The 25,576-nt window shown below is 42.2% G+C and carries 2 protein-coding genes; both read right to left on the minus strand.

The features are described 5' to 3' along the window. Positions 1 to 56: 56 nt before the first annotated feature. The gene (locus EO125_RS07730; protein WP_164726478.1) at positions 57 to 22,121 is read right to left on the minus strand and encodes a YadA-like family protein; all 22,065 of its coding nucleotides are present in this window, start codon (positions 22,119 to 22,121) and stop codon (positions 57 to 59) included. A gap of 2,262 nt (positions 22,122 to 24,383) precedes the next feature. Then, a complete protein-coding gene (locus tag EO125_RS07735) occupies positions 24,384 to 24,974 on the minus strand; it encodes a PBECR4 domain-containing protein (protein WP_127148391.1) in 591 nt (196 codons plus the stop codon). Between the last annotated feature and the right edge of the window lie 602 nt (positions 24,975 to 25,576).

The following is a 25,576-nucleotide window of genomic DNA, read 5'->3' on the forward strand; positions in this document are numbered from 1 at the left end:
AGGAGGGTTTTCTTATGAAAGTCTATGACCTTTTGTTGTGGGTTATAGAATTGCTTCTATGCTTTGATACCCATGTGAGCCATAAGCATTTTAATTTGTGCTTTCATTTCTTCATTATCTTGTTTCATTTGTGCATTGTCTTCCATGATTTTTTCATAGGAGGCTTTCATACGTTCGTTATCCGCCCGTACTTGAGAGTTATCCGCTTTTATCTGTGCATTTTCTGATTTTACTTGTTCATTTTCTGCTTTCAATGCGGAAATTTCATCTTGCATTACATAGATAGAAGAAATTGGACCACCTTTGTAGCGTTCAGGAATCATGCTGTCATCACCACCGAAACGGTAAGTTACGCCTGCATTCATCATGTTATCTCCAGCACCAACGCTGAGACCCATGTTGACCATCACATCTTCGTTGAAGTAATGTGCCACACCTAACGCCAAGGCTTGAGCTCCTTTTTGAGCACCAAATCCTGCCATGATTTGTGATTTTTTAAGTGGATCATACATCAATGGTTTCATCGCCGCCATCGCTGCTGCTTTCGCACCAGTTTGGTTAATACGACGATCCAATACCGTAGTGATACTGTTAACTTGTCCCACATTCACTGCATCTGTTGCTTCTACGCCTGGTGCCACATTGGTGATTCTGTTTCCACCATTGTTTAAACCATTAGAAGTTAATGTAACCGATGGTTTATTATGGTGCGGACCAGAAACGATTTCAATGCCATTAGCTCCAATGCCAGTCTCTACATTCGTCAATGGATTACCTTTGGCATCAGTCATCAAATGACCTTTCTTATCCACTTCATGAAGTGTGTAATATGTCGCATCACCATTATGCGTTACTGTGCGCACTGCAATTTTATTGCCCTCAGCATCTGTTTGATATTTCGTGGAACCGTCAGCATTCTTCGCAACAATAGAATGTACTGAATTTTTATTCACAGTGCCATCTGGGTTACGATCATACTCTAGTTTTAAGGAACCATCTGCATTCCGTTCATACTCAGCTAGGTATGTATTATACGTTGTAGAACCATCACCCATCTTCACATCTTTGGCTAACTTCACAGTCATCGTTGCTGGTGTCACAACTTTACCATCTTTCGTTTCTGCAGCTTTTAGCTCAACACCGATATTGTTATCTGTTAGAGCATTCATCTTGGCTCCACCTTTGATAGATAAGGTATCTCCAAGACCTACCATAGCTTCTACTGGTTTTTTGTTAGCATCTAGAGTATCCGCACTGAACACACGGCCTTTATTGACTTTATCGTCAACAACTTTCAACTGATCTTCTGTAGCAGCACGACCGCTGACAATACCATTTGTTTTAGGATCCCAAGTTTTGTTATCCAAACCAGTGATGAAGTTACCAGTTTCTTTCGTAGCCGTTGCCACACTGGTCACTACATCAGCATGATGACCAATAGCAATGCCGTCTGTTGTAACTGAACCATCTGCAGCTTTTTTACCATTCACGCGGATTAGTGTTGCACCTACTTGTGTACCATTTGTTGCATTTGTGAAAGTACTATTCATAGCATTGATAGAACCTGTGTTGTTACCATCTGTAACAGTAATACCCTCTGTTTTCACAGTTAAGTGCTTACCATTGGATTCGTATTTCGTTTCACCAGCTTTGGTAGTTGTCTTAGTAGTACCATCTGCAACCGTTACACTTTCAGCAGTAGTAACAACTTTTTTACCATTTGCTACACCATCAGTAACAGTCGTACCCGTTGCATCCACAGTGGTTTTCTTAGCAGCATTCATTGCATCTGTAATGGTTACGGCGGATCCACTCACCTCTGTCTTACCAGTCTTGATTGTGCCATCAGTTCCGTTAATAGTCACTTTATTAGCACTATCTGTAGTCGCTCCTGTACCACCAACAACAAGAGTTGCTTTTGTACCATCTACGGTAACAGCTTTATCATCTTTACCTGCTGTGATGCTTGCTTTTGTACCATCTACGGTTACAGCTTTATCATCTTTACCTGCTGTGATACTTGCTTTTGTACCGTCTACAGTTACAGCTTTATCATCCTTACCTGCTGTGATGCTTGCTTTTGTACCATCTACGGTTACAGCTTTATCATCTTTACCTGCTGTGATGCTTGCTTTTGTACCATCTACGGTTACAGCTTTATCATCTTTACCAGCTGTGATACTTGCTTTTGTTCCATCTACTATAACAGCATTACCATCTTTACCAGCTGTGATGCTTGCTTTTGTACCATCTACGGTAACAGCTTTATCATCTTTACCAGCTGTGATGCTTGCTTTTGTACCATCTACGGTAACAGCATTATCATCTTTACCAGCTGTGATGCTACCGTTTGTGCCATCTACTGTAACAGCATTTGCAGCTGTACCTAATGTTACTTTATCAGCTAATTTCACATCGTAGTGCGTATGACCATCTGTGGCATCCTTAGTAGTTGTTAACACAAGATTATGATTTGTGTTTTTACCATCTTTATCATTCACACTGAAAGTAGTTTTGCCCGCTTTCAATTGTTTTAGGTTAACAGCATCTGTATCCACAGTACCAGCTGCCACATTCGCAATTACATTGCCACCATTGTTAAGGCCTGCTGTTGTTAAGGATACGGAAGATGTTGCACCTCCTGCAGCCGATGGAGTAATCGTAATACCTGCTGTTCCTACTGCTACGGTATTAGTACCGTCTGTATACGTAGATACCCCCGCAGTATGTGTGGCGGACGTAGTGCCATCCACTAATGTTGCTCCACCTGCCGTATACGTCCCTACATTTGTACCATGTTCAAAGGTAGATCCATTAGCAGTATGTGTCGCAGTGTGATCAGCATTCGTAAACGTAGTTCCAGCTGCTGTATGCATTGCTGTACCATCTGCATCAGTGAAAGTAGAACCACTTGCAGTATAGGAAGCCGTATCTGTTCCATCGACAGCAGTAATACCACTTGCCGTAGTTTCAACGGATTTACCAGTACCATCCTCATAAGTAGAGCTTGTCGCTGTATGAGTAGCTGTGCGTGTACCATCAGTCAACATCGCTTCTCCAGCAGAATACGTCGCATTGTTGGTTCCATCAGTAACAGTCATGCCAGCTGTGCCAACAGTCGTTACATTGTTACCATCTTTATATTTCGTTTTGCCCGCAGTAGCTGTCGTTGTAACTGTACCATTCGTAATCGTTGTGCCACTTTCAGTAGTCACCACAGATTTATTTCCAGCAATCACGCTGACAGAGGAACCATTTACTGTAGTATTACCAGTTGTAATCGTACCGGTTGTACCATTTACTGTTACTTTATTAGCATTAGTACTAGCCGCATCGCCGCCTACAACTAATGTACCATTTGCACCATCAACAGTCACTTTCTTATCGTCGGCTGTACCAGCAGTAATTGTTGCATTCGAACCATTTACCACTACTTTATTCGTATTGGCAGGTTGTCCTGCTACATCAGTACCGACTGTAACAGTACCATTGTTGCTATTGATTGCCACAGCGTTGGCAGGTGCTCCACTATTAGTGAAAGTTGTGGTACCATCTGCATTCATTTCCAACTTACCAGTTGTCACAGTTGGTGCTGTACCTGGTGTAATCGCTGGTGTGGATGTACTATTGGTGACAGTGAACTTGTTCGTACCAATTTCTACCTTCGTATGTGTTGCATCATCTTTGCCATTGCGAAGTACGAGGTTATCCGTATCATTGCCAGCAACTTCTTTCATCTTAGTTAAGTTTTCTGCCAATTTCACATCAAAACCATCACCGTTTGCATTTCGTTCTACTTTGATATTATTTGTATCAGTAGTACCTCTAGCAAAGTTATCTGCACCTTGTACTTTCAAAGCAGTGCCAATGTTACGATGTACTTTACCAGCATCGGTTACATCATTGCCATAGAAATCGAGGCCTTTTTCAATCAACTCTGTTTTAGCCGCATAGATTTGACGACCTGTTACGGCATCGTTAGAAATAGCTGTAATTGCACCTTCTGCAATGTTGGACAATTTCGTCATTGCTTTTTTATCTGCATCTGTTGCTTTTGGAGATGTTGTTCCATCAGGAGATACAAGACTTGCTATCACTTTATCCGTTGCTACCGCTACTGGTGTTTCAGTAATACCATCTTCACCAATAGACTTCACAGTGCCATCGTCTTTTACTTCATTAGCTTTATAGTACTTACCGTCGTTAGCTTTCACTAGACGGTTACCATCCGCATCAGTATACACAACGGTACCAGCTTCGCCGTTACGCAATGCATTGACTTTATTCGTCAAGTCTTTGCCGTTCAAGCCATCTTTGCCAGTTACACCTTTGTCACCAGCTGCTACGCCTGTGCCGTCAGCTGTTTTACCATCGCGGCCATCCGAAGCTGTATTACCAATTTTAGCTGCATTGTCGATAGTCTTACGAGTATCTGCATCTAAACCGAAGTATACTTTGCCATTTTCACCAGTGGTGATCGTAATACCTTTCTTCGTAGTTTCTACATCTGTACCTGTGGTAGCATTTCCAATAGTGCCAGTACCAGCTACAAAATCAAGACCTTGTTTTAACTTCACAGTCTTAGCATCTGCATCAGTAGCACCATTCGCACGGTATGTAATAGACGCATCTAAGTTCTTCACGGTAACCGTAGCATCACCAAAGTCTACCTTACCTGGATCTGCAGGCGTTTTACCTGCTGCCGCTTTACCTGGTGTAATTGTAATCGTGTTAGTACCATTTTTGATGACAAGATTATCTGTACCGTTGCCAGAGATACCTTTCATATTTGTCAAAGTATCTGCCAATTTCACAGTTAATCCATTAGTACCCGCTGTGCTGTCTTTTTCTACACGGATATTGACTCCTGCATCGGCTTTTGTTGCCGTAGCGGTAGGGTCAAAGTTTGTACCGCCTTTCACAGTCAACGTTGCACCAAGATCGCGATGTACCGAAGCATTATCGTCACCAGCGAAGTTCATACCTGCCGTAGTCGCCGCCGCTACCTTTGTATCTGTATAGGCACGAGCATCCGTAATACGAGCATCTAATTTCGTTACCGCATCACCTACGGAATGTACCGTATGGTTTGTGCCACCATCATTAGTAATCGTATATGTCGGTGCAGTCCATGTACCATCATCAGCTACCGCTGCATTACCTCCAAGCACTGTTGCCAAGGCTTTTCGTTCCCCGTGGATTTGACGGCCTGTTACAGCATCATTAGAAGTTGACGTAATAGCACCTTCTGCAATGTTAGACAATTTCGTCATTGCTTTTTTATTTACATCGGTTGCATTTGGAGCTGTTGTTCCATCAGGAGATACTAGACTAGCTATCACTTTATCCGCTGTCACGCCTACTGGTGCAGTACCACCTGCTGCAGGCGCTTTCACATTACCATGTTCATCTACATCCGTAGCTTTATAGAACTTGCCATCAGTGGCTTTCACCAAACGGTTACCATCGGCATCGGTGTACACAACGGAACCAGCTTCGCCATTACGCAATGCATTCACTTTATAAGTAGTTGTTGTTTCATTCAAGCCATCTGCTTTCGTGATTCCCGTGCTTGCAATAGCGCCTGCTTCACTGCCCAACTTGCCATCACGACCGTCAGAGTTTTTCGCATCTAACTGCGCTAATTTTTTATTCACAGCTTCCGCTAAATCAATCGTAATGCCGTCTTTCGTTGCTTTCGTTACCACTTTATCGGCTGTACCATTCACTGTTAACGTGCCATCCAACAAGTTCACTGTATGGTTCGCCACAGCTGCATCATGTTCATCCACAGTACTATCCGCTGCATAGCGAAGCGTTGCGCGGTCATCCACATATTTCTTGTTCGCCGCATCATCATTCGCTGTTGGTGCCGCTACATGCGTAATGCGGTTGCCACCATTGTCAAGACCTGAAGTAGTCAAAGACACTGTGCCAGTACCAGACGCAGAAGGACTGAATGTAATACCATTCGCAACCACAGTTGCACTGTTAGTACCATCTTTGATTGTCATAGAAGATCCATTCACCACTGTATTACCAGTAGTAATTGTACCGTCAGTACCATTAACAGTCACTTGTTTATCAGCAGCTTTACCTGCGGTTACAGTACCAGATTTGCTGTCGATCGTCACCGTATTATCTACAGTGCCATTCGTTGCATGTTTGAACTCAGCAGTACCATCTTTACCAAGTGTTACCGTCGATGTAGTCGCTTTAGAACCTGCCACAGCTGGATCTGCTGGTTGTTCATTTGTGAAAGTAGTTGCTCCATCAGTAATAGCCACTGTATTCTTACCAGTTGCTCCTGTTGTTGCTGTCGGATCTCCACCATTGGACAATGTCAACCCTGTCGTAGCCGATTTAGCAGTGATTCCATTCATACCTGTTAACGTATCAGCCAGTTTCAATACTAAACCAGTCGCCGTTGGATCTTTTTCCACTCGGATGTTCACACCTGAACCTGTCGCTGGAGTTGTGGCAGTTCGATTGAAGTTTTCTGCCCCTTTAATGGTCAATTCTTCTTTTAAGTTCCGATGTACTTTGTTTCCATCATCACCTTTGAAGTCCATACCATCCGCAGTCAACGCAGCTTTTGCCGCTCCCACTGTTGTATCTGTATAGGAACGAGCATCAGTAATACGAGTATCTAATTTAGTCACCGCTTCACCTACGGAGTGTACCGTATGATTTGTCGTACCACTATCATTAGTAATCGTGTATGTTGGTTTCGTCCATGTACCATCAGTTCCAACCGCTGCATTACCACCCAGCGCATCCGCCAATTCTTTTTTAGCCGCATGGATTTGACGTCCTGTTACTACGTCATTAGAAGTAGATGTAATAGCGCCTTCTGCAATGTTAGACAATTTCGTCATTGCTTTTTTAGCTGTATCAGTTGCTTTTGGAGCTGTTGTTCCATCAGGAGATACAAGACTTGCTATCACTTTGTCCGCCGTCAAACCTACTGGTGCAGGATCGCCCGTTGCAGGAGTTTTCACCTTACCATGTTCATCGACATCAGCAGCTTTATAGAACTTGCCGTCATCAGCTTTCACCAAACGTTCCCCTGCTGCATTTGTATACACCACAGTACCCGCTTCGCCATTACGGAGAGCATTCACTTTCGATGTTAAATCTTTGCCGTTCATGCCGTCTGCGCCAGTTAAGCCATCCCTACCCATACCAGCATCAGTGCCTGTACCAGGTTTACCATCACGACCATCAACCGCTGTATCACCTAATTTAGCTGCTTTGTCGATTACCTTACGTGTCGCTTCATCTAAACCGATGTTGACAATACCACCAGCATCTGTAGTAATAGCAATGCCCTTTTTCGTTGTCAATCCATCTGTCGCATCCGTTGGACTTGTTGTGCCTGCTCCTAAACCAGTTGGCGCAATAGTGCCCGTACCAGATTTGAACGTTAATCCAGTACCAACCGCCACTTTTTTCGTTGTAGTTTCAGCATTTGCTTTATAACCGATTTCAGCAACATTACCAATTTTACCATCTACATAGGCTTTATTCACTGCATCTGTATCCGTAGTTGGATCTGCAATATTTGTGATTCTTGCGCCACCAAAGTCTACAGTACCTTTTGCATCAGTCGCTGTGCTAGGGCTTACGGTAATCTTAGTATTTGCACCATTGGTAATTGTTAACGGATTTGTACCATTACCAGACATACCAGCTTTATCAAGAGTAACAGTATCTCCTACTTTCACTCCCTCTTTGCCGATAGTTGTTTTCGTCACTACTGGTTGTGTACCAGCTGCTGCACCTGCTGGCACTGGTTGTGTATTCGTAACAGTGATGCCATCATTACCGATATCTACCTTCGTGATTGGTTTTGTAGTATCTGTTTCATTTGCAATAGATGTAATGCCCACTAAGTCTTTTGCTAAACCGATTTCCAGACGTGTCACATTATTTTCTGTTACATGTTTAGTGAAAATATTCTTCGCCGCAGTGGCTGGTGCTACCGCAGGAGTACCATAATCACCTTCACCTACGATGCTCAATGTAGATCCTAATGCTTTAGGAATATCTGTACCATCATTACCTTTGAAAGTAAGACCTTTATCGATAATCGCATCAGCCGTTTTCTTCAAGTCTGTTACATTCACAACGGAGTTAGCTACTTTACTTGTGCCATCTGTCGCTTTCGCTAATTTATCTAAGTAATTAGTATCTTCAGCCTTTGTGGCAGTATCTTTTTGAATACTTGCCAACGCAGATCCTACGTTGTTCAGTACAGTTGTGGCATTCGTAGTCGTACCATCTGGAGATACTAGACTAGCTACTACATCCTTAGGTTTCACCTCAACCGGTGCTGTACCGCCAGTTGGTACTGGTTTTAATTCACCATTGTCACCCACTGCAGTGGCTGGATACCATTTACCGTCATTTGTTTTCACCAAACGGTTGCCTTTATCATCAGTGTACACTACTGTACCAGCTTCGCCATTACGTAATGCATTCACTTTGGTAGTTAAATCTTTACCGTTTAAGCCGTCTTTGCCAGTTACACCTTTATCACCAGCGGCTCCGCCTGTACCGTCCGCTGTTTTGCCGTCACGACCGTCAGATGCAGTATCACCAATCTTCGCTGCCTTATCTAAAATTGTACGAGTTGCATCATCAAGACCGAAAATAACTTTTCCATCAGTACCGGTAGCGATTTTCAATCCAGATTTCGCATCCACATTTGTCGCAGCAGTACCATCACCTTCGATAAAGTTCAACCCTGTTTGCAATTTAACAGTTTTCGCCGTTTCACTATTCGCTTTGTAAGAAATCGACGCATCTAAGTTTTTCACAGTAACAGTAGCATCTCCAAAGTTTACTGTTCCTGGATCAGCCTTTGTCGTACCTGTAGCAGGTTTACCTGGTGTAATAGTAATCTCATTAGTACCATTTTTGATAACAAGATTATCTGTACCAGTACCAGAGATACCTTTCATATTGGTTAAAGTATCTGCTAAATGTACTTTTAATCCATTAGCACCAGAATCAGTATCTTTTTCTACACGAATATTGACACCTACTCCTGTAGCTGGTGTTGTACCTGTTGGTGTGAAGTTTGCTCCACCTTTGATGGTCAATTCTGTACCAAGGTCACGATGTACCGAATTAGTAGTATCATCACCTTTGAAATTCATGCCTGCCGTAGTCAATGCAGTTTTTGCTGCTCCTACTGTTGTATCTGTATAGGAACGAGCTGTAGTAATACGAGCATCTAATTTTTCAACAGCTGCTCCTACATTATCTACGGAATGAGGCGTAGTCGCACCATCATTTGTAATTTTGTAGGTTGGCGCTTTCAATGTGCCATCAGTATTTACTCCAGCACCACCACCAAGGGCTGTTGCTAGTTCAGATTTAGCCGTATGTAGTTGACCACCCGTTACCGCATCATGAGAACCTGCTGCGATAGTGCCATCAGCAATGTTAGACAACTTAGTACCAGTTACACCAGTTCCGATTGTTGTCGTGCCATCTGGGTTCACGAGACGAGCTTGGATAGTTGTCACCTCAGTTGGTTCCTTACCACCATTTTCATCTTTAGTTTTTACAGCACCATCCGCTTTGACCTCATTCGCATTATAGAACTTGCCATCACTAGCACGTACTACACGTTCGCCGTTTTCATCGGTGTACACCACTGTGCCAGCTTCTCCATTACGTAAAGCATTCACTTTTTCAGTGATTGTTTTGCCGTTCAGACCATCTTTGCCAGTTGGTCCTTGTGCACCTATACCAGCGGTCGTAGATCCGGATGCAATACCTGGTTTGCCATCACGTCCATCAGCAGCAGTGTTACCCAATTTATCTAACTGCTTTGTTACCGTTTCATGCAAGGACACCGTAATTGTGCCGTTCTTAGCTTCGGTTTTAATTTGATCAGCTGTACCAGCTACTTTCAATGTACCTGTAGCCAACGCTAAATTCAAATGATCTTCACCAGTCGCTGCCCCTACATTGGTATCACCTGCATATCGTAGATTTGCATTATTCGTAACTTTTGTATTTAAGTTACTAATCGCTTCATCTACATATTCTTTATTCGCTGCATCGCCTTTGTCTGTTGCTTTCGCCACATTCGTGATTTTCATGCTACCAGCATCAATGCCATCTTTGCCAATAGTAACAGTTTTTGTTACGCCCTTAGTCGCTCCCGTAGCCGGTGCTTGTGTATTCGTAATTGTCAACTCATTTTCGCCTAACTGAATCTTAGTGCCTGGTTTATTATTAGCATCTGCATTCGTAATAGAAGTGATGTTTTTCAAATCACTTGCTAAGGCTACATTCAATGTATCTGTGGAACCATTTGGTTTTGTCACGGAGATGTTATTTTGACCTTTAATGTTAAGAGTTTCCCCTAAATGACGAGCAATTGTATCATTAGTAGCGTTATCACCAACAAAGGAAATCGCCTTGCCAACATTAGTTTCTAAATTAGAAATCTTAGTATTTTGCTTAACATTTGTTGTATTTAATTTTTCAATGGCTTCTTTTACAGTAGTTGGATTTTCAGTAGTACCATCTGCTTTGGTAATTGTGAAAGTAGGTCCTGTAATCTTACCATCTGCATCAATCGTTGTACCACCAATGATGTCACCGATTTCAGATTTAGCCGTATGTAATTGACTACCATTCACAGCATCTTTCGAAGTAGCTGTGATAGCACCATCCGCAATGTTGGATAACTTAGTACCAGTTCTACCAGTTGCTATTGTAGTTGTTCCATCTGGGTTCACCAAACGAGCTTCTACAGGGGTAGCAGGCGTTGGAGCTGTACCACTAGCTGGTGTAATTACTTTACCATCTTTGTTGACTTGGTCTGCTTTGTAGTAGTTACCATCATTTGCTTTCACCAAACGGTTGCCATCTTTATCGGTGTATACCACAGTGCCCGCTTCGCCATTACGTAAAGCATTCACTTTTGTAGTTAAATCTTTACCATTCAAGCCATCTTTACCTGTCAAGCCATGGTCACCAGCATTGCCAGCAGCACCTGTTTTACCATTCGCTGCCTTGCCATCACGACCATCAACAGCTGTATCACCAAGCTTAGCTGCTTTGTCGATGACCTTACGAGTCGCTTCATCTAAACCGATGTTCACAACACCGTTTTCTTCTGTGGTAATTTTAATACCTGTTTTTGTTGCTACAGTATCTGTCGCAGCCGTTGTACTTGTTGCACCTGCTGCTAAACCAGTTGGCGCAATCGTACCTGTACCAGCTTTGAAAGTCAAACCTGTTGTAACCGCTACCGATTTACCAGTTTCAGACTCAGCTTTGTAACCTAAGTTAAGGCCTGCCACTTTGTTATCCACATATTTTTTATTAGTTACATCGTCATTAGCAGTAGCTTCACCAACGTTAGTCAACTTAGATCCACCGAAATCAACAGTACCTGGTGTGGCATTTCCTCCACCAGCCGGAGCCGCTGTACCTGGTTTTATGGTAATCGTAGTATGATCACCATTTTTGATAACTAAATCACTCGTACCAGTACCAGAGATACCTTTCATATCTGTTAATGTGTCTGCTAGGTGAACACTCAATCCAGTAGTTGCATTGGATGTAACTCGGATATTCGTACCTTTAGGTGTTATACCAGTACCTGTTGTCACTGGAGTAAAGTTAGTTCCACCTTTCACGGCTAATATGTCACCTAATTTACGAGTTGCAGCAGTACCAGTATCCCCTGTGAAAGTCAATTGGCTATTCTTCAATGTATTGATACGAGCATCTAATTTACTAACCGCATCACCCACATTCCGTACAGTGTCTTTACCAGCTGTAGCTCCATCTTTTGTGATGGTATACGTAGGTGCTTTCAATGTGCCATCCGTATTCACTGCCGCATCACCGCCAAGGGCTGTTGCTAATTCTGTTTTAGCTGTATGTAATTGACGACCTGTTACAGCATCATTAGAAGTAGCTGTAATCGCTCCTTCTGCGATGTTAGATAATTTAGTCAATGCTTTTTTATTTACATCACTTGCATCTGGAGCTGTCGTACCATCTGGATTCACCAAACGAGCTTGAACACTCGTTACCTCAGTAGCAGTACCTTTCTTCACCCCATGTTCGTCCACATCATCTGTATGATAGAACTTACCATCCGTCGCACGAACTACGCGTTTTCCTGCTTCATCAGTATACACCACTGTTCCAGCTTCGCCGTTACGTAAAGCATTCACTTTTTCAGTAATTGTTTTGCCGTTCAAGCCATCTGCTCCAGTTGGACCTTTCGCACCCATGCCAGCATCAGTGCCTGTAGCTGTACCAGATTTACCATCTCGACCATCCGATGCGGTGTTACCCAATTTCGCCAATTGGTCTTTCACATCTTTGTGTAATCCGATAGTAATCGTGTCACCTTTTGCGGTAGTAACAATATCCTTAGCAGCGGTGTCCCCTTGTACTTTTAATACTCCAGTAGACAATGCTAATCCTACTTTATTAGTATCTAAGTTATTCTCATCTTTGGTCACATTACCTGCAAAGTTCAACGTAGCATTGCCAGCCACTGTATTGTTGACTTTCTTAATCGCTTCGTCTACATAATCTTTGTTCGTTGCATCACTACCTGCACTAGGAGCGCCAATATTTGTTAACGAAGATCCATTAAAGTCAACTGTACCAGGCACGGCAGCAACACTGCCCGTAGCTGGTGTTCCTTTGGCAATAGTAATTTTAGTTTCACCATTTTTGATAACTAAATCACTCGTGCCAGTACCAGTAATACCTCTCATACCTGTTAAGGTATCTGCTAAGTGCACCGTTAATCCATTGGTCGCATCAGATTTAACCTGAATATTCGTACCTGCAGGTGTTATACCAGTTCCTGTTGTCACTGGAGTAAAGTTAGTTCCACCTTTTACGACTAATGTTTCACCTAATTTACGGTCTGCGTTAGCACCAGTATCACCTGTGAAAGTAATCGCTTTATCTACATTTGTTTTTAATGTACTAATATCTGTAGTGTTTGTATTCACCTTAGTAGTTAAATTATCTACCACAGATTTGTCAGCTTTTTCTGCTAACTTAGTAAATAATTGACCACCAGTTACCGCATCATGAGAGTTTGCTACAATTTCACCGTCTGCAATGTTAGATAACTTAGTAACAGCTTTATTATCCGTACCTGCTACTGTTGTACCATCTGGGTTCACCAAACGAGCTTGTGGATGATCCACTGCTGTTGCTGTTACACCTTCTGGCAGTTGAGCTGCTGGTTTCAACGCACCCTTGTCATCTACAGCTTTAGCATTGTACCATTTACCATCATTCGCTTTCACCAAACGGTTACCTTGGTCATCAGTGTACACCACAGTACCAGCTTCGCCATTACGAAGTGCATTGACTTTTGTAGTCAAATCCTTACCGTTCAAGCCGTCCTTACCAGTTGGTCCTTGTGCACCCACGCCAGCAGCCGTCGTTCCTGAAGCAATACCAGGTTTGCCATCACGACCATCAGCACCATTTTTACCGATGGCTGTTTCAAGGTTGTCAATTTTACTAATTTTACTTTTAATAGCAGTAGACAACCCAAGAGTATAATTACGTACTTTATCTGTACCAACAGTAGCCGCGTTCACTTCGATTTCATCAGTAGTACCAGTTACATGTGTATCATAGGCATTAACTTTATATATAATTGTTCCTGCTGTTGTTGTCGTATCTGTATCAACAGTTGTATTAATTCCATCTCCTACCTTAACAACTTCTTTTGCGGCTGTTTTTGCTAAGTCCGTAATTTTATTTGTACCAGTAGTAGATAGATTTCCTAAGTCTTTATTCGCTGCATTGTCGATAGCTTTGCGAGTTGCATCGTTCAAGCCAATGTTTACAACACCATTATTGCCAGTAGTAATCTCAATGCCTGTTTTGGTAGTTTCTGTATCCGTGCCAGTGCCAGTAGTTCCTGTAGTACCTGTACCCGCTTTGAATGTTAATCCTGTTGTAATAGCTACTTCTTTCACAGTTTCAGTACCTGCTTTATACCCTAATTTCGTTGGGATACCTGTAACGCTTACATTTTCATCCGCTTTAGAAGTGCCATTTCCATCTACCATATTTAATGTGATAGTACCAGTATTTGCATTAAAGGAACCAGAATTAATATGTCGTTCTGCTGTTTTATCTACTTTATTGTTAAGATCTGTTGCATTCGCTTTTTCAGCTAATTTGCTGTTCAATTGTCCACCAGTCACAGCATCCGTAGAACCAGCACCAATCGTACCTTCTCCTAAATTCGTTAATTTAGTGCCGCCGAAGTCAACCGTACCTTTTGTATCAGTACCGGTAGGTGCTTTCACAGTAATGACTGCATTATCACCATTTTTGATGACGAAATCATTCGTACCAGTACCAGAGATACCTTTCATCTTAGTCAACGTATCTGCTAAGTGTACTGTTAAGCCATTTGTCGCATCAGATTTCACTTGGATATTCGTACCTGCAGGTGTTATACCAGTACCTGTTGTTACTGGAGTAAAGTTAGTTCCACCTTTCACGGCTAATGTACTACCTAGTTTACGTACTACGTTAGCACCTGTATCTGCACTGAAAGTTAATGGTTGAGCTGCACTTTCTTTCACTGTATTAATACGAGTATCTAATTTACTAATCGCATCACCTACATTATGTACAGTGTCTGTACCTCCTGTAGTTCCATCTTTTGTGATGCTATACGTAGGTGCTTTCAATGTGCCATCAGAGTTTACTCCTGCATTACCACCAAGAGCTGTTGCTAATTCAGATTTAGCAGCATGCAATTGACGACCTGTTACCGCATCATTGGATGTAGAGGTAATGGCTCCTTCTGCGATGTTAGACAATTTAGTTATTGCTTTTTTAGCTGTATCATCAGCTTTTGGAGCTGTCGTGCCATCTGGATTCACTAGACGCCCTTGAACATCCGTTACCTCTGTAGCACCTGCCATTTTCGTACCATCTGCATTTACTTTATCTGCTAAGTACCATTTACCATCTGTGGCTTTCGCAACACGCTTACCTTGGTCATCAGTGTACACCACAGTACCTGCTTCACCATTACGAAGTGCATTCACTTTAGACGTTAAGTCTTTACCATTCAAGCCATCTTGACCTGTTGGACCTTTTGCGCCCATACCAGCATCAGTGCCTGTGCCCGATTTACCATCACGACCGTCAGCACCGTTTGTGCCAATTGCTGTTTCCAATCCAGCCACTTTATCAATAGCACCACGAGTATCAGCATCTAAACCGATATTGACAATACCGCCAGCTTCCGTAGAAATGGCAATGCCTTTTTTCACTGTCGCCGCAGGAGATGTGCCAGTACCCGGTTTGAAAGTTAAACCTGTTGTAACAGCTACAGTTTTTGATGTTGCCTCATCGCCCGCTTTATAACCCAAATTAGCATTTGAGTTCACAGTTTTAGTTAAATTTGTAATGTTAGTAGTATTTTGGTTGACCGTATTCGCCAAATTATTAATGGTTGTATTGGTAGCATTCAACTGTTTACCAGTCACAGCATCCGTAGAACTATCGTTCAATGCTGCATCTTTCAAGCCTGTCAATTTCACATTGTTCACAGAAATATTCGCTTCTGTTGTCGTACTACCTGTTGTTTTCTTAGGGTTGAACGTCATGGTAGCAATATCTGTACCAGTGCCTGTACCACCAGAAGAAATGGTAAATCCATTCTTACCAATGATAGATTTCATGTTTGTCAATGCTTCTGCTAAGCCAATCTGTAATCCACTGCCATCTGCTAATTTTTTAGTTGTAATATTATTAGCCGCTGTATTAGTGCTAGTTGGTACCGTACCTTCACCTGTAATAGAAAGCTCTTCGCCTAATTTTTTTGCAACCCCTTGATCATCGTTACCTTTGAAAGTAATCGCTTTATCTACGGCTGTTGTTAAATTAGCAATGTTTGTTGTATTCGTATTCACTTTACCAGCTAAGGTATCAACTGTAGTTTTATCCGCTTTTTCAGCTAATTTACTAGCTAATTGACCACCAGTCACGGCATCTGTAGAACCAGTAGCAATATTCCCGTCTGCTAATCCAGTGATTTTAGAACCATTGACATCGATACTTCCTTTAGCAGTAGCAGATGTACCTTTGTTTACCGTAATCTTAGCATAATCACCATTTGAAATCGTTAACGCATCGGTGCCATTACCAACCAATCCGTCAGTTGTTAAAGACACACCTTTATTTGTAGTTCGTTTCCCATCATTATCATAAGTATATGTGGTTATATCTTTAATCGATAGGGAGTTTTTCAAACCAATATAGGTTAACCCTTTTTTGCCATCCTCATTAGAAACAAACGTGCCAATATTATCAGCATCAAATCGGGCAGCAGTATTACCACTACCTTGAGTCCATTGAATATGTTTGTCATTGTTTGCTCCAGCGCCCATAAATGTTACGGTATTATTTGTCGCATCTGGCGTGAAAGTCTGACCAGCATCACCCTTAAAGTTCATCGATGGCGCACCAGAGGCATTAATGGTAACAACGCCATCTTTGTTATCTAAGGTTACATTATTACCCGCTTTTAAGGTTATTTTTCTAAGATCGCCAGTTCCCACTGGTGTTACATCCTTAGTGGCTGTGCCATTTTGAACTTGTAATCCCCAAGCCGCAGCTTTCAGCTGTTTCACGTTGACTGCATCATAGTCATTATAACCGCCAGCAACACCAACGATACGACGAGCTAAACTACTGCCATCATTACTAGTTCGCTTTCTACCAATAGATACAACGCCATTATCCGCATCTTGCATCTTGTCAACGTCATCATTCAACAAGTATGGACTTGCTTTCGTTTTGCCTGCTGTGGTCGGATGATATTTTACATCATCATCAGTTACCATAGAGTTCCAGCCTAGCGCCACACTACCTTGACCAGACTGGACTTTTGCACTCTCACCAATAGCAACGGAATTTTTAGTGGTTGCCACTGTATTGTTACCAAGAGCAACTGCACTTTCTCCTTGTGCATCGGCAAATCGACCGACTGCTACAGCTGAAGCAGCTGTTCCCTTTGCTCGTGTACCAATGGCGATAGCATTGTCAGCCGTAGCTTGTACATTCGCACCACTTTGTCCGCTAGAACCGATAGCAATCGCATTATCACCACTAGCTGTTGCTTGATAACCAAGACCTACCGCATAATTTTTACTTACCGTCACATTGGAACCAGCACCAAAGGAATTACTACCACTGGTTGTGATAGATGTACCAATAGCTGTAGAATTACTGCCACTAGAGGTGATTGTTCTACCAATCGCAACAGCATTACCTGCAGTCGCATTGGCTTCAAAACCCATGCCTACAGAACCCTCACCGCTGGCTGTCACATTTGTACCTACACCAACGGCAGTTTTTCCTGATGTAATCACATCACGACCGATCGCTGTCGAATAGTTTCCACTAGCTTGTGTATAGGAACCAACCGCTACCGATGCAGTCCCCGTAGCACCCTCACCATTGTAGTTTGCACTCACATCAGCGATACCATTCACCGTACGATTAGCTGTATCTGTGGAATTTGTTTTGTAGTATTTAACAGCAACTGCTTTCAACTGTTTCACATTGACCGCATCGTAGTCATTAGCACCACCAGCTACATGGATAATCCGGCGGTTTTTGTCGGTATCACCAATGGACATAACGCCACGATTTGGATCATCGTTTGTTTCACCAGTAAAAGCGGCTGTTGTTGCCGTTGTATCGCTATTCACAACTTTAGAGTCTATACCTAATGCCACGGAATATTTGGCGCCGATGACTTTTGCACTTGCACCAATGGCAACCGAAGACTCCGAATCTTTAATAGCAGTGGCAACAGAAGTATCTCGCACTACTTGCGCGCTACCACCGATAGCTACCGTATAGCTACTCTCTACTTTAGCACCTTTACCAATCGCTACCCCCTCAGTAGCACCTACAGGGACAGTTTGTGAATTTTCTGTTTTTGTATACCCCGCAATCGCACTATTACCTAACACAACAGACGAATCACCAAAGGCACTTACATTCGTACCGATACCAACGGCAGTAGTTCCAGATGTAATCACATCACGACCGATTGCTGTTGAATAGTCTCCACTAGCTTTTGTATAGGAACCGAGCGTCACAGAAGCAGCACCCGTAGCACCCTCACCATTGTAGTTCGCACTCACACCAGCGATGCCATTCACCGTACGGTCAGTTGTGTCAGTTGCATTAGTTTTGTAATATTTAACAGCAGCTTTTAACTGTTTCACGTTTACCGCATCATAATCATCTTGGCCACCAGCAACACTAACGATACGGCGTGTCACTCCCCTACCATCAGATGCATTACGAATCGTGCCGATAGATACAACGCCATTACCTGGATCGTTATTTTTATCGCCTGTGAAAGCAGCTGTACTTTGAGTTTCAGTATCACTACGTACTACTTTAGAGTTCAAACCTAATGCCACCGAATTTTGAGACCCTTTTACACTCGCACTAGTACCGATAGCAATGGAACCTGCTGAAATGAACGTATTTGTTTTTGTAGCATCCGTTGCATCTGTCACTACTTCATTCGTGACAGACGCCTCATGTCCAAAGGCCATGGCATTATGAATGGTCGATGGTTTTTGAATGGTGAAAGTCCTTTTTACTTTTTTCGCATCCGTTGTACCTGGTGTATATGGTTCGTACTCCGTAACACTATAGGTTTCATTGGTTTCAGCAGTTTTTTCATAGACTACCTGATTCGCTTTATTTAGGCTTTTTCCATCTCCATTAAATACATTCATGGATACGCCATTATCATCAAAGACCTCTGGCATCCCTACTTGTGCACCAGCCCCTATCGCCGTGGAATGCCACCCACGCACTTTACTTTCAGTACCAAGCGCCAACGCGTTCCAATAGTTCGCCGTTGCCTTACTACCAATAGCAATGCCAGAATGACCGTTACTACCAGCACTCCAGGAACGAGCCCGATTACCAATGGCAACGCCCCAGTCCGAATCCGTCACGGTATGAGTCCCTAAGGCAACCGATTGAGTCCCATAACTATACGCACGATTACCAATCGCCGTCGCTTCGGTACCACGACCCCATGCATAGGAGCCTAAGGTTGTAGAATAATTCCCTTGACCAAAGCTGGAACGACCGATAGAGATAGAGCCATCGCCTTGCCCTTTTGCATACACACCCAATGCCAATGCATGCACACCACTAGCACCATCATTATTAAAGTTTGAATGAACATCTGTAACCCCGTCTACTGCTTTTTCATCTGCAAAGTCTGTAGCGCTTTTACTATCCGCCCCCGCTAAGGACAAGAAATGAGAAGACTTATCCGTCCATTCACGCAATTGGGCAACTGTTACCGCATCTGTATCCAACGCACCTGGTGCTACGTTGACAATACGACGAAGACCGCGAAGCGTCGCACCAGCACCATCAGCATTGGCACTGCCATCCTCATTTTTAGTAACATCCCAACCGCCGACCGAAATGTAACCAGCAGCGGCTGTGTTCAAATGAGCTAGCTTTTCCTTAATCCCTTTACCTGCACTATCTGGGAGATAGGGAGCAATATCCAAACCATGTTTGTATGTACCTGATGCTGTTGAACTAGTTCCGGCTTGTCGTGTTTTCTCATCACCATAATAAAACGTAGTGGAACGATACCCTAAGGCTACGGAGTTTTTGAAATCTGCCATAGTACCACGGCCGAGGGCCACCGAAGATTCTGTACTGGTTTTAGCATTACGCCCAATAGCGATAGAAGAGTCACCAGTGACCGAACTATTACGACCAAATGCTACCGAGGATGAGCCACTGACTAACGAACCTTCACCAAGGGCAATCGAGCTTTTCGCACTATTTGTGATTTTTGCTCCCGCTCCCAATGCCATTGAATTAGAAGAATTATCTGAGATACTTGCATTGGAACCAAGCACAACACTGTTGACAGCCAAATCCCCAATTGCAGAACTTGTACCTAACACAACACTATTAGAAGATTGTTTACCAATCTTAGAACTTGCACCGATGGAAGCACTATTGACTGAGTTTTCTTCTACTCTAGCATTATTACCAATGGATAGCGTTGCAATATTACCAGTTCCCACATAGGCCTTTGTTCCTAATGCCATAGATTCATTAGCACCATATTCGATCGTAGTACCTACGCCCAGTGCGGTGGAAGCTTTAGTTTTTACAAAACTACCATAACCGAGCGCCATACTTTCATCACCGATCACACGAGCACCAGGTCCCATGCTAATCCCTTTAGCACCATATACTGCAGCTTGCGTACCGATAGCAATGGAGTTCGCATTACGTACTTGAGATCCTACACCCATAGCAATACCATTTTTGGCATCACCTGATACATAGGATAAAGATCCAATACCGATACCACTACTACCCTCTACAATACTACCTGCCCCTTGGGCAATGGATGAATCTCCCGATGCAGCCGTATAATACCCAATAGCAATGGCATTCTTCCCATTTGCTTTTAGTTTATATATCTCTTTCTTAGACTCTGTACCATCTGCATTCTTATCCGTAGTAGTCAAATATTTACTCGCCTTGGTATCTTCTACTAAGGAAATGTTTAACGTATCATCTGTGGTATTAGTCGTTTTTCCAATAATATCATTAATCGCTGCGCCAACGGCAGTCACTGTATTTCCACTTTTATCAGTTGTATCTGCTTTATTGACAAGGTCTAGGTTATTAACATCTTCTAGATTTCGACCATTTTTCCCTGCTGCATTAGCACCAGAGTTCGTAAAAGCCTTAATGACCTTATCATATTCTGCTTTAGAATCTGTCACATTTTTCGAATAATGATCAATATCTCGTTGCTTAGCTTCCGCTGTATATGTGTCTGTAATCGGTTTGTTTAAAATTTCAGCATATTCTTTAAGAGACGCATCATAAAGGCGGATATATTTTAACTGTTCATAATTGAATCCTTGTGTATTATCCATCAACGCCTGACGATACACATTCGTAGGAGGTTTCGTATCTCCTGCGCCAGCAATCGTATTCGTAATTGATGCATTGGCCAATACATTGTAACCAAATGCCAAGGACCCTTCGCCTACAGCCTTCGCATTATAACCATAGGACATGGAACCTAAGCTAGTGGATTCATTCCTATTACCTACCGCTAAGGAACCTTTTGCAAAAGAACGAGACTGTTCCCCAATGGCAACGGCACCAACCGCATCCGCTGCCGTGAACGCACGAAGACCCATCGCTGTGGACCCTTCGGCAAATGCGTAAGCAAGTGTACCAATCGCTGTAGAACCATCTTTTGCTGCAATAGAACGAGAACCAATAGCAATAGAACCAATCCCTCTGGAGATGGTGGGGTTATAAATTAATTTATCACCAGTTAAATAGGACCCGCTAAACCGATTCCAATCTAAGACACTTAACTGTTTCTTAAAACCTCCATCTGAACTTTGAAATTCTTTGCTTGCAAAAAGACCTTGACCTGGACCTGCCCCATATACGGATTTCATCGTTTCTAGGGATAGCTGATCTCGATATTTGGTAGCAATATCATCATTACCAATGGCAATGGAAGAATCACCCGTTGCATATACGTCATTACCAATTGCCGTCGCTTGAATCCCTGCGATAGTACCACTACCAACAGCAGTCCCCTGTCCACCATAAGCATGAGACAGCGCACCAATAGCAGTGAAACTACCTGGTGTTGTTTCCGTTGATAAAGCATTTGCATAAGCACCATAACCTAAAATGACGCTATTTCTAGCTTTGCGGTTAAATAGGCCTGGATAAATTGTATAGGTATCGCTTACTGCTAATGCACCAGAATTAGCACCAGATGTAGGGGCTAAAATAACAGAATTTGTTTCTCCGTCTTGCTCTCCATCACCAAAGGTTCGACCTGTGTCAGTCTGAATCTTTACCCACTTATAAGTAGCACCATATACTGTATCCCCCAACAACACTGGCGCCACAAACCCAATGCCCCCCGTAATGAGGTACGCAATCACCGCTCCCTTGCTAAAGAGGCCCTTATCTTTCAGGACCCGTTTCAGAAATCGTTCACATTCATTAAACATACTGCTATGCTTCATCATCGTTGCACCCTTTCGCTCGCCACACAAGCCACACATCTATATCCATATCATTTCACTATATCCCTAGCCATACACAGTTACCTTTGTTGCAATGTATGTACGGTTACGTTTGTTGTAACATGTACATCGTTATGTTTGTTGCAACATGTACATCATTGCGCTTGTTGTAATGCGTAGTTACGTTTGTTGCAATACATACACGATTACGTTTTTTTGTAATACATACATGCTTACGTTAGTTGCAATACATACCTAGTTACGTTTGCTACAACATATACATGGTTGCGTTTGTTGTAACACGTACACGACTATATTTGTTACAGCAAATACACGGTTATGTTTATTGCAATACATACACGGTTACGTTTGTTGCAATGCATGCATAATTACATTTGCTGTAACATGTACATCATTACGTTTATTACAACATGTACATAGTTACGTTTGCTGCAACATATACACGGTTACGTTTATTGCAATACATACACAGTTACGTTTGTTGCAACACATACACGATTACGTTTGTTGTAACACGTACATGTTTACATTTGCCACAACCACCAGCAATGTACGGGATATAGTACACTCAGAAAATGCCACGCACCAACCCCTCACCGAGTTCATTGTGCACATCCAACCTGAGCCCATTTTTATGTCTATCCATCCCTCTGAAAGCACCGAACACAAACTCCCTCGTCCGAGCCTTCTAGGGCATACCAAAGCAGACTATATCTATATTTTTGCATATATCTACCATTTTAGTATTGTTACCTTAAGTATACTCGCCTAGCCCCCATAGTATCAACGATTTTTGCCGTGCCCCCCCCATTTTTACACGAAAAGCATAATTTTGATTGGTTGACCGCAAATATATGAAAGCTAGCCCTCATATATCCCACTCTATCAACCTTGATACACAAAGGCAAAACAAGCCTTCTGCCATTACCACAAATATATACATTATAAAATCACTTTTCCCTGAGGAACGCCGTTAAGTGTAGTAGCCTTGTGGCGTTCTTTTACTGACCAAATTACCCCAAATGCAAGAAGAGCACGACATGTTCTGAACCGAACCTAACCACTGTATCAGTTCGGTCCGGAATATGTCGTACTCTTCCCTTTATCCTATTCAGTTAAAACACCACAGGCTACATAACATTACAAGAGACGAGCTATAGCATTTCCCTTAAAAGTATGCTATACTTAACTTACAAACAAGAAGAGCCATCAACGTGTGCTTGGCGTTAGGCTCATCTCGAATAGCTTTAAGTCTGATGAAGCCTAACGTGTAGAGGGGGCAAACCTCTTATCGTTAGGCTTTGTCATTTCTAATTAAAGAAATGATAAAGAGCTATGATTAGTTTTAGAATTAAAATCAAAATATCGATTTTTCTAAACTTTTTCATAGAACCACCTCCTCCCATTACAGGAAGAGATGAGCCTAACAACACGTTAATGACTCTTCTATTGTATTTATGATATCATGAAATTAGGCAAAACGTTAATGTGTTTTGAAACTAACTTTCACTAATTACCACAAATATATACATAGTAAAATCACCTTTCCCTGAGGAACGCAGTTAAGTGTAGTAGCCTTGTGGCGTTCTTTACTGACCGAATCACACAAACACAGGAAGACCGTAACATACCCCTGAACAAACATAACCACTGTATAGTTTGAGAAGGGGTGTGTTACGGTCTTCCCTTTATCGCATTTAGTTACGAACGCCACAGGCGACATAACATTACAAGTGACGATCTATAGCATTTCCCTTAAAAGTATGCTATACTTAATTTACAAATAAGAAGAGCCATCAACGTGTGCTGGCGTTAGGCTCATCTCGAAAGAATAAAAGATTGATGAAGCCTAACGTGTAGAGGGTGCGAACCTCTTATCGTTAGGCTTTTTCATTTCTAATTAAAGAAATGGTAGAATGTGCCACGCCTTCCCCCTGAGGAACGCCGTTAGGTGTAGTAGCCTTGTGGCGTTCCTTTACTGCCTAAATCACACAAACACAAGAAGACCGTAACATACCCCTGAACAAACATAACCACTGTATCGTTTGAGAAGGGGTGTGTTACGGTCTTCCCTTTATATGATTCAATTAACAACGCCACAGGCTACATAGAAAAACAAGTGACGATACATTATGCAATACCGTTTGTGAGAAGTATACCGCACTCTTCCCTTTATCATATTCAGTTACAAACGCCACAGGCTACATAACATTACAAGTGACGAGCTTATATTTCTGACAATAATAGTTCCCTAATTTCTGTAATACTTAAATTATTGATATTAACAAGAATAGAGAAACTCGTATTTTTAATCCTTTCTGTTTTAATAATCAACTCTACTGGATGAGATCTAGTGAGTTCATTACCTCTTAATAAGGTCAATGGCTTTGCATTTCTTTTAAGAATAAATCCCAAAGTACATGTTCCATCAGAAGTTGCAAAAGAGCATACCACCTTATTTTTTATTAATCTTTCTTCAACATACAGTAAATATGTTCCATCAAAAAGATTTACTCCTGTCTTTAATACCTGTATCTTCTTTCTAATAGAACCCTTTCTACTTTTATCACCTAACTCAAAATCACTTTCCTGCAATGTTCTAGCAACACACTTATCAAAAAATACTTCTGCTTTTAGCTTTGTTATCACACCAGTTAAATGCAGGTAATTATCTTTCTTTGCTTCAATTGTATAATATATACTGTTGGTGAAATGACTAGAATAAATAATATATCTTTTTCCAACAAAGTTATGTAAATAATCTAATGCACATTCCTCAAGAATTAATTTCACTCTTGTTTTAAAAGGTACTACCATGTTTACATCCCCCTTAAAAAAATAGAGGGTGATGACTCACCCTCTACGTGGAATTTTTCACAGTTTCCTCTGCAATAGAAATGGGTTTTCAGTCTCCATTCCGACCACTCATATAGGTTTAACGTCTCTATACCGACCTCAATCTACTCTTATTTTAAACTTCTGCAAAAAAATTGTCAACAACCATCTATCCCCATACCTGAGGAACGCCATTAGGTGTAGTAGCCTTGTGGCGTTCCCTTACTGCCTAAATCACACAAACACAGAAGAGTGCGGCGTGCTCCGAGCAAACATTATGCAATACCGTTTGTGTAGGAGTATGTAGCACTCTTCCCTCCTGAGGAACGCAGTTAGGTGTAGTAGCCTTGTGGCGTTCTTTACTGACCGAATCACACAAACACAGGAAGACCGTAACATACCCCTGAACAAACATAACCACTGTATAGTTTGAGAAGGGGTGTGTTACGGTCTTCCCTTTATCGCATTTAGTTACGAACGCCACAGACTACATGACATTACAAGTGAGTTAGTGTAAAATGTTTGTGGGAAAATAAAATAGAAAAGAAGGTCATCCTTTGTTACAATGAATGTGTTCAAATAAC

Source organism: Veillonella sp. VA139, from assembly GCF_003992005.1.
Classification (GTDB): domain Bacteria; phylum Bacillota; class Negativicutes; order Veillonellales; family Veillonellaceae; genus F0422.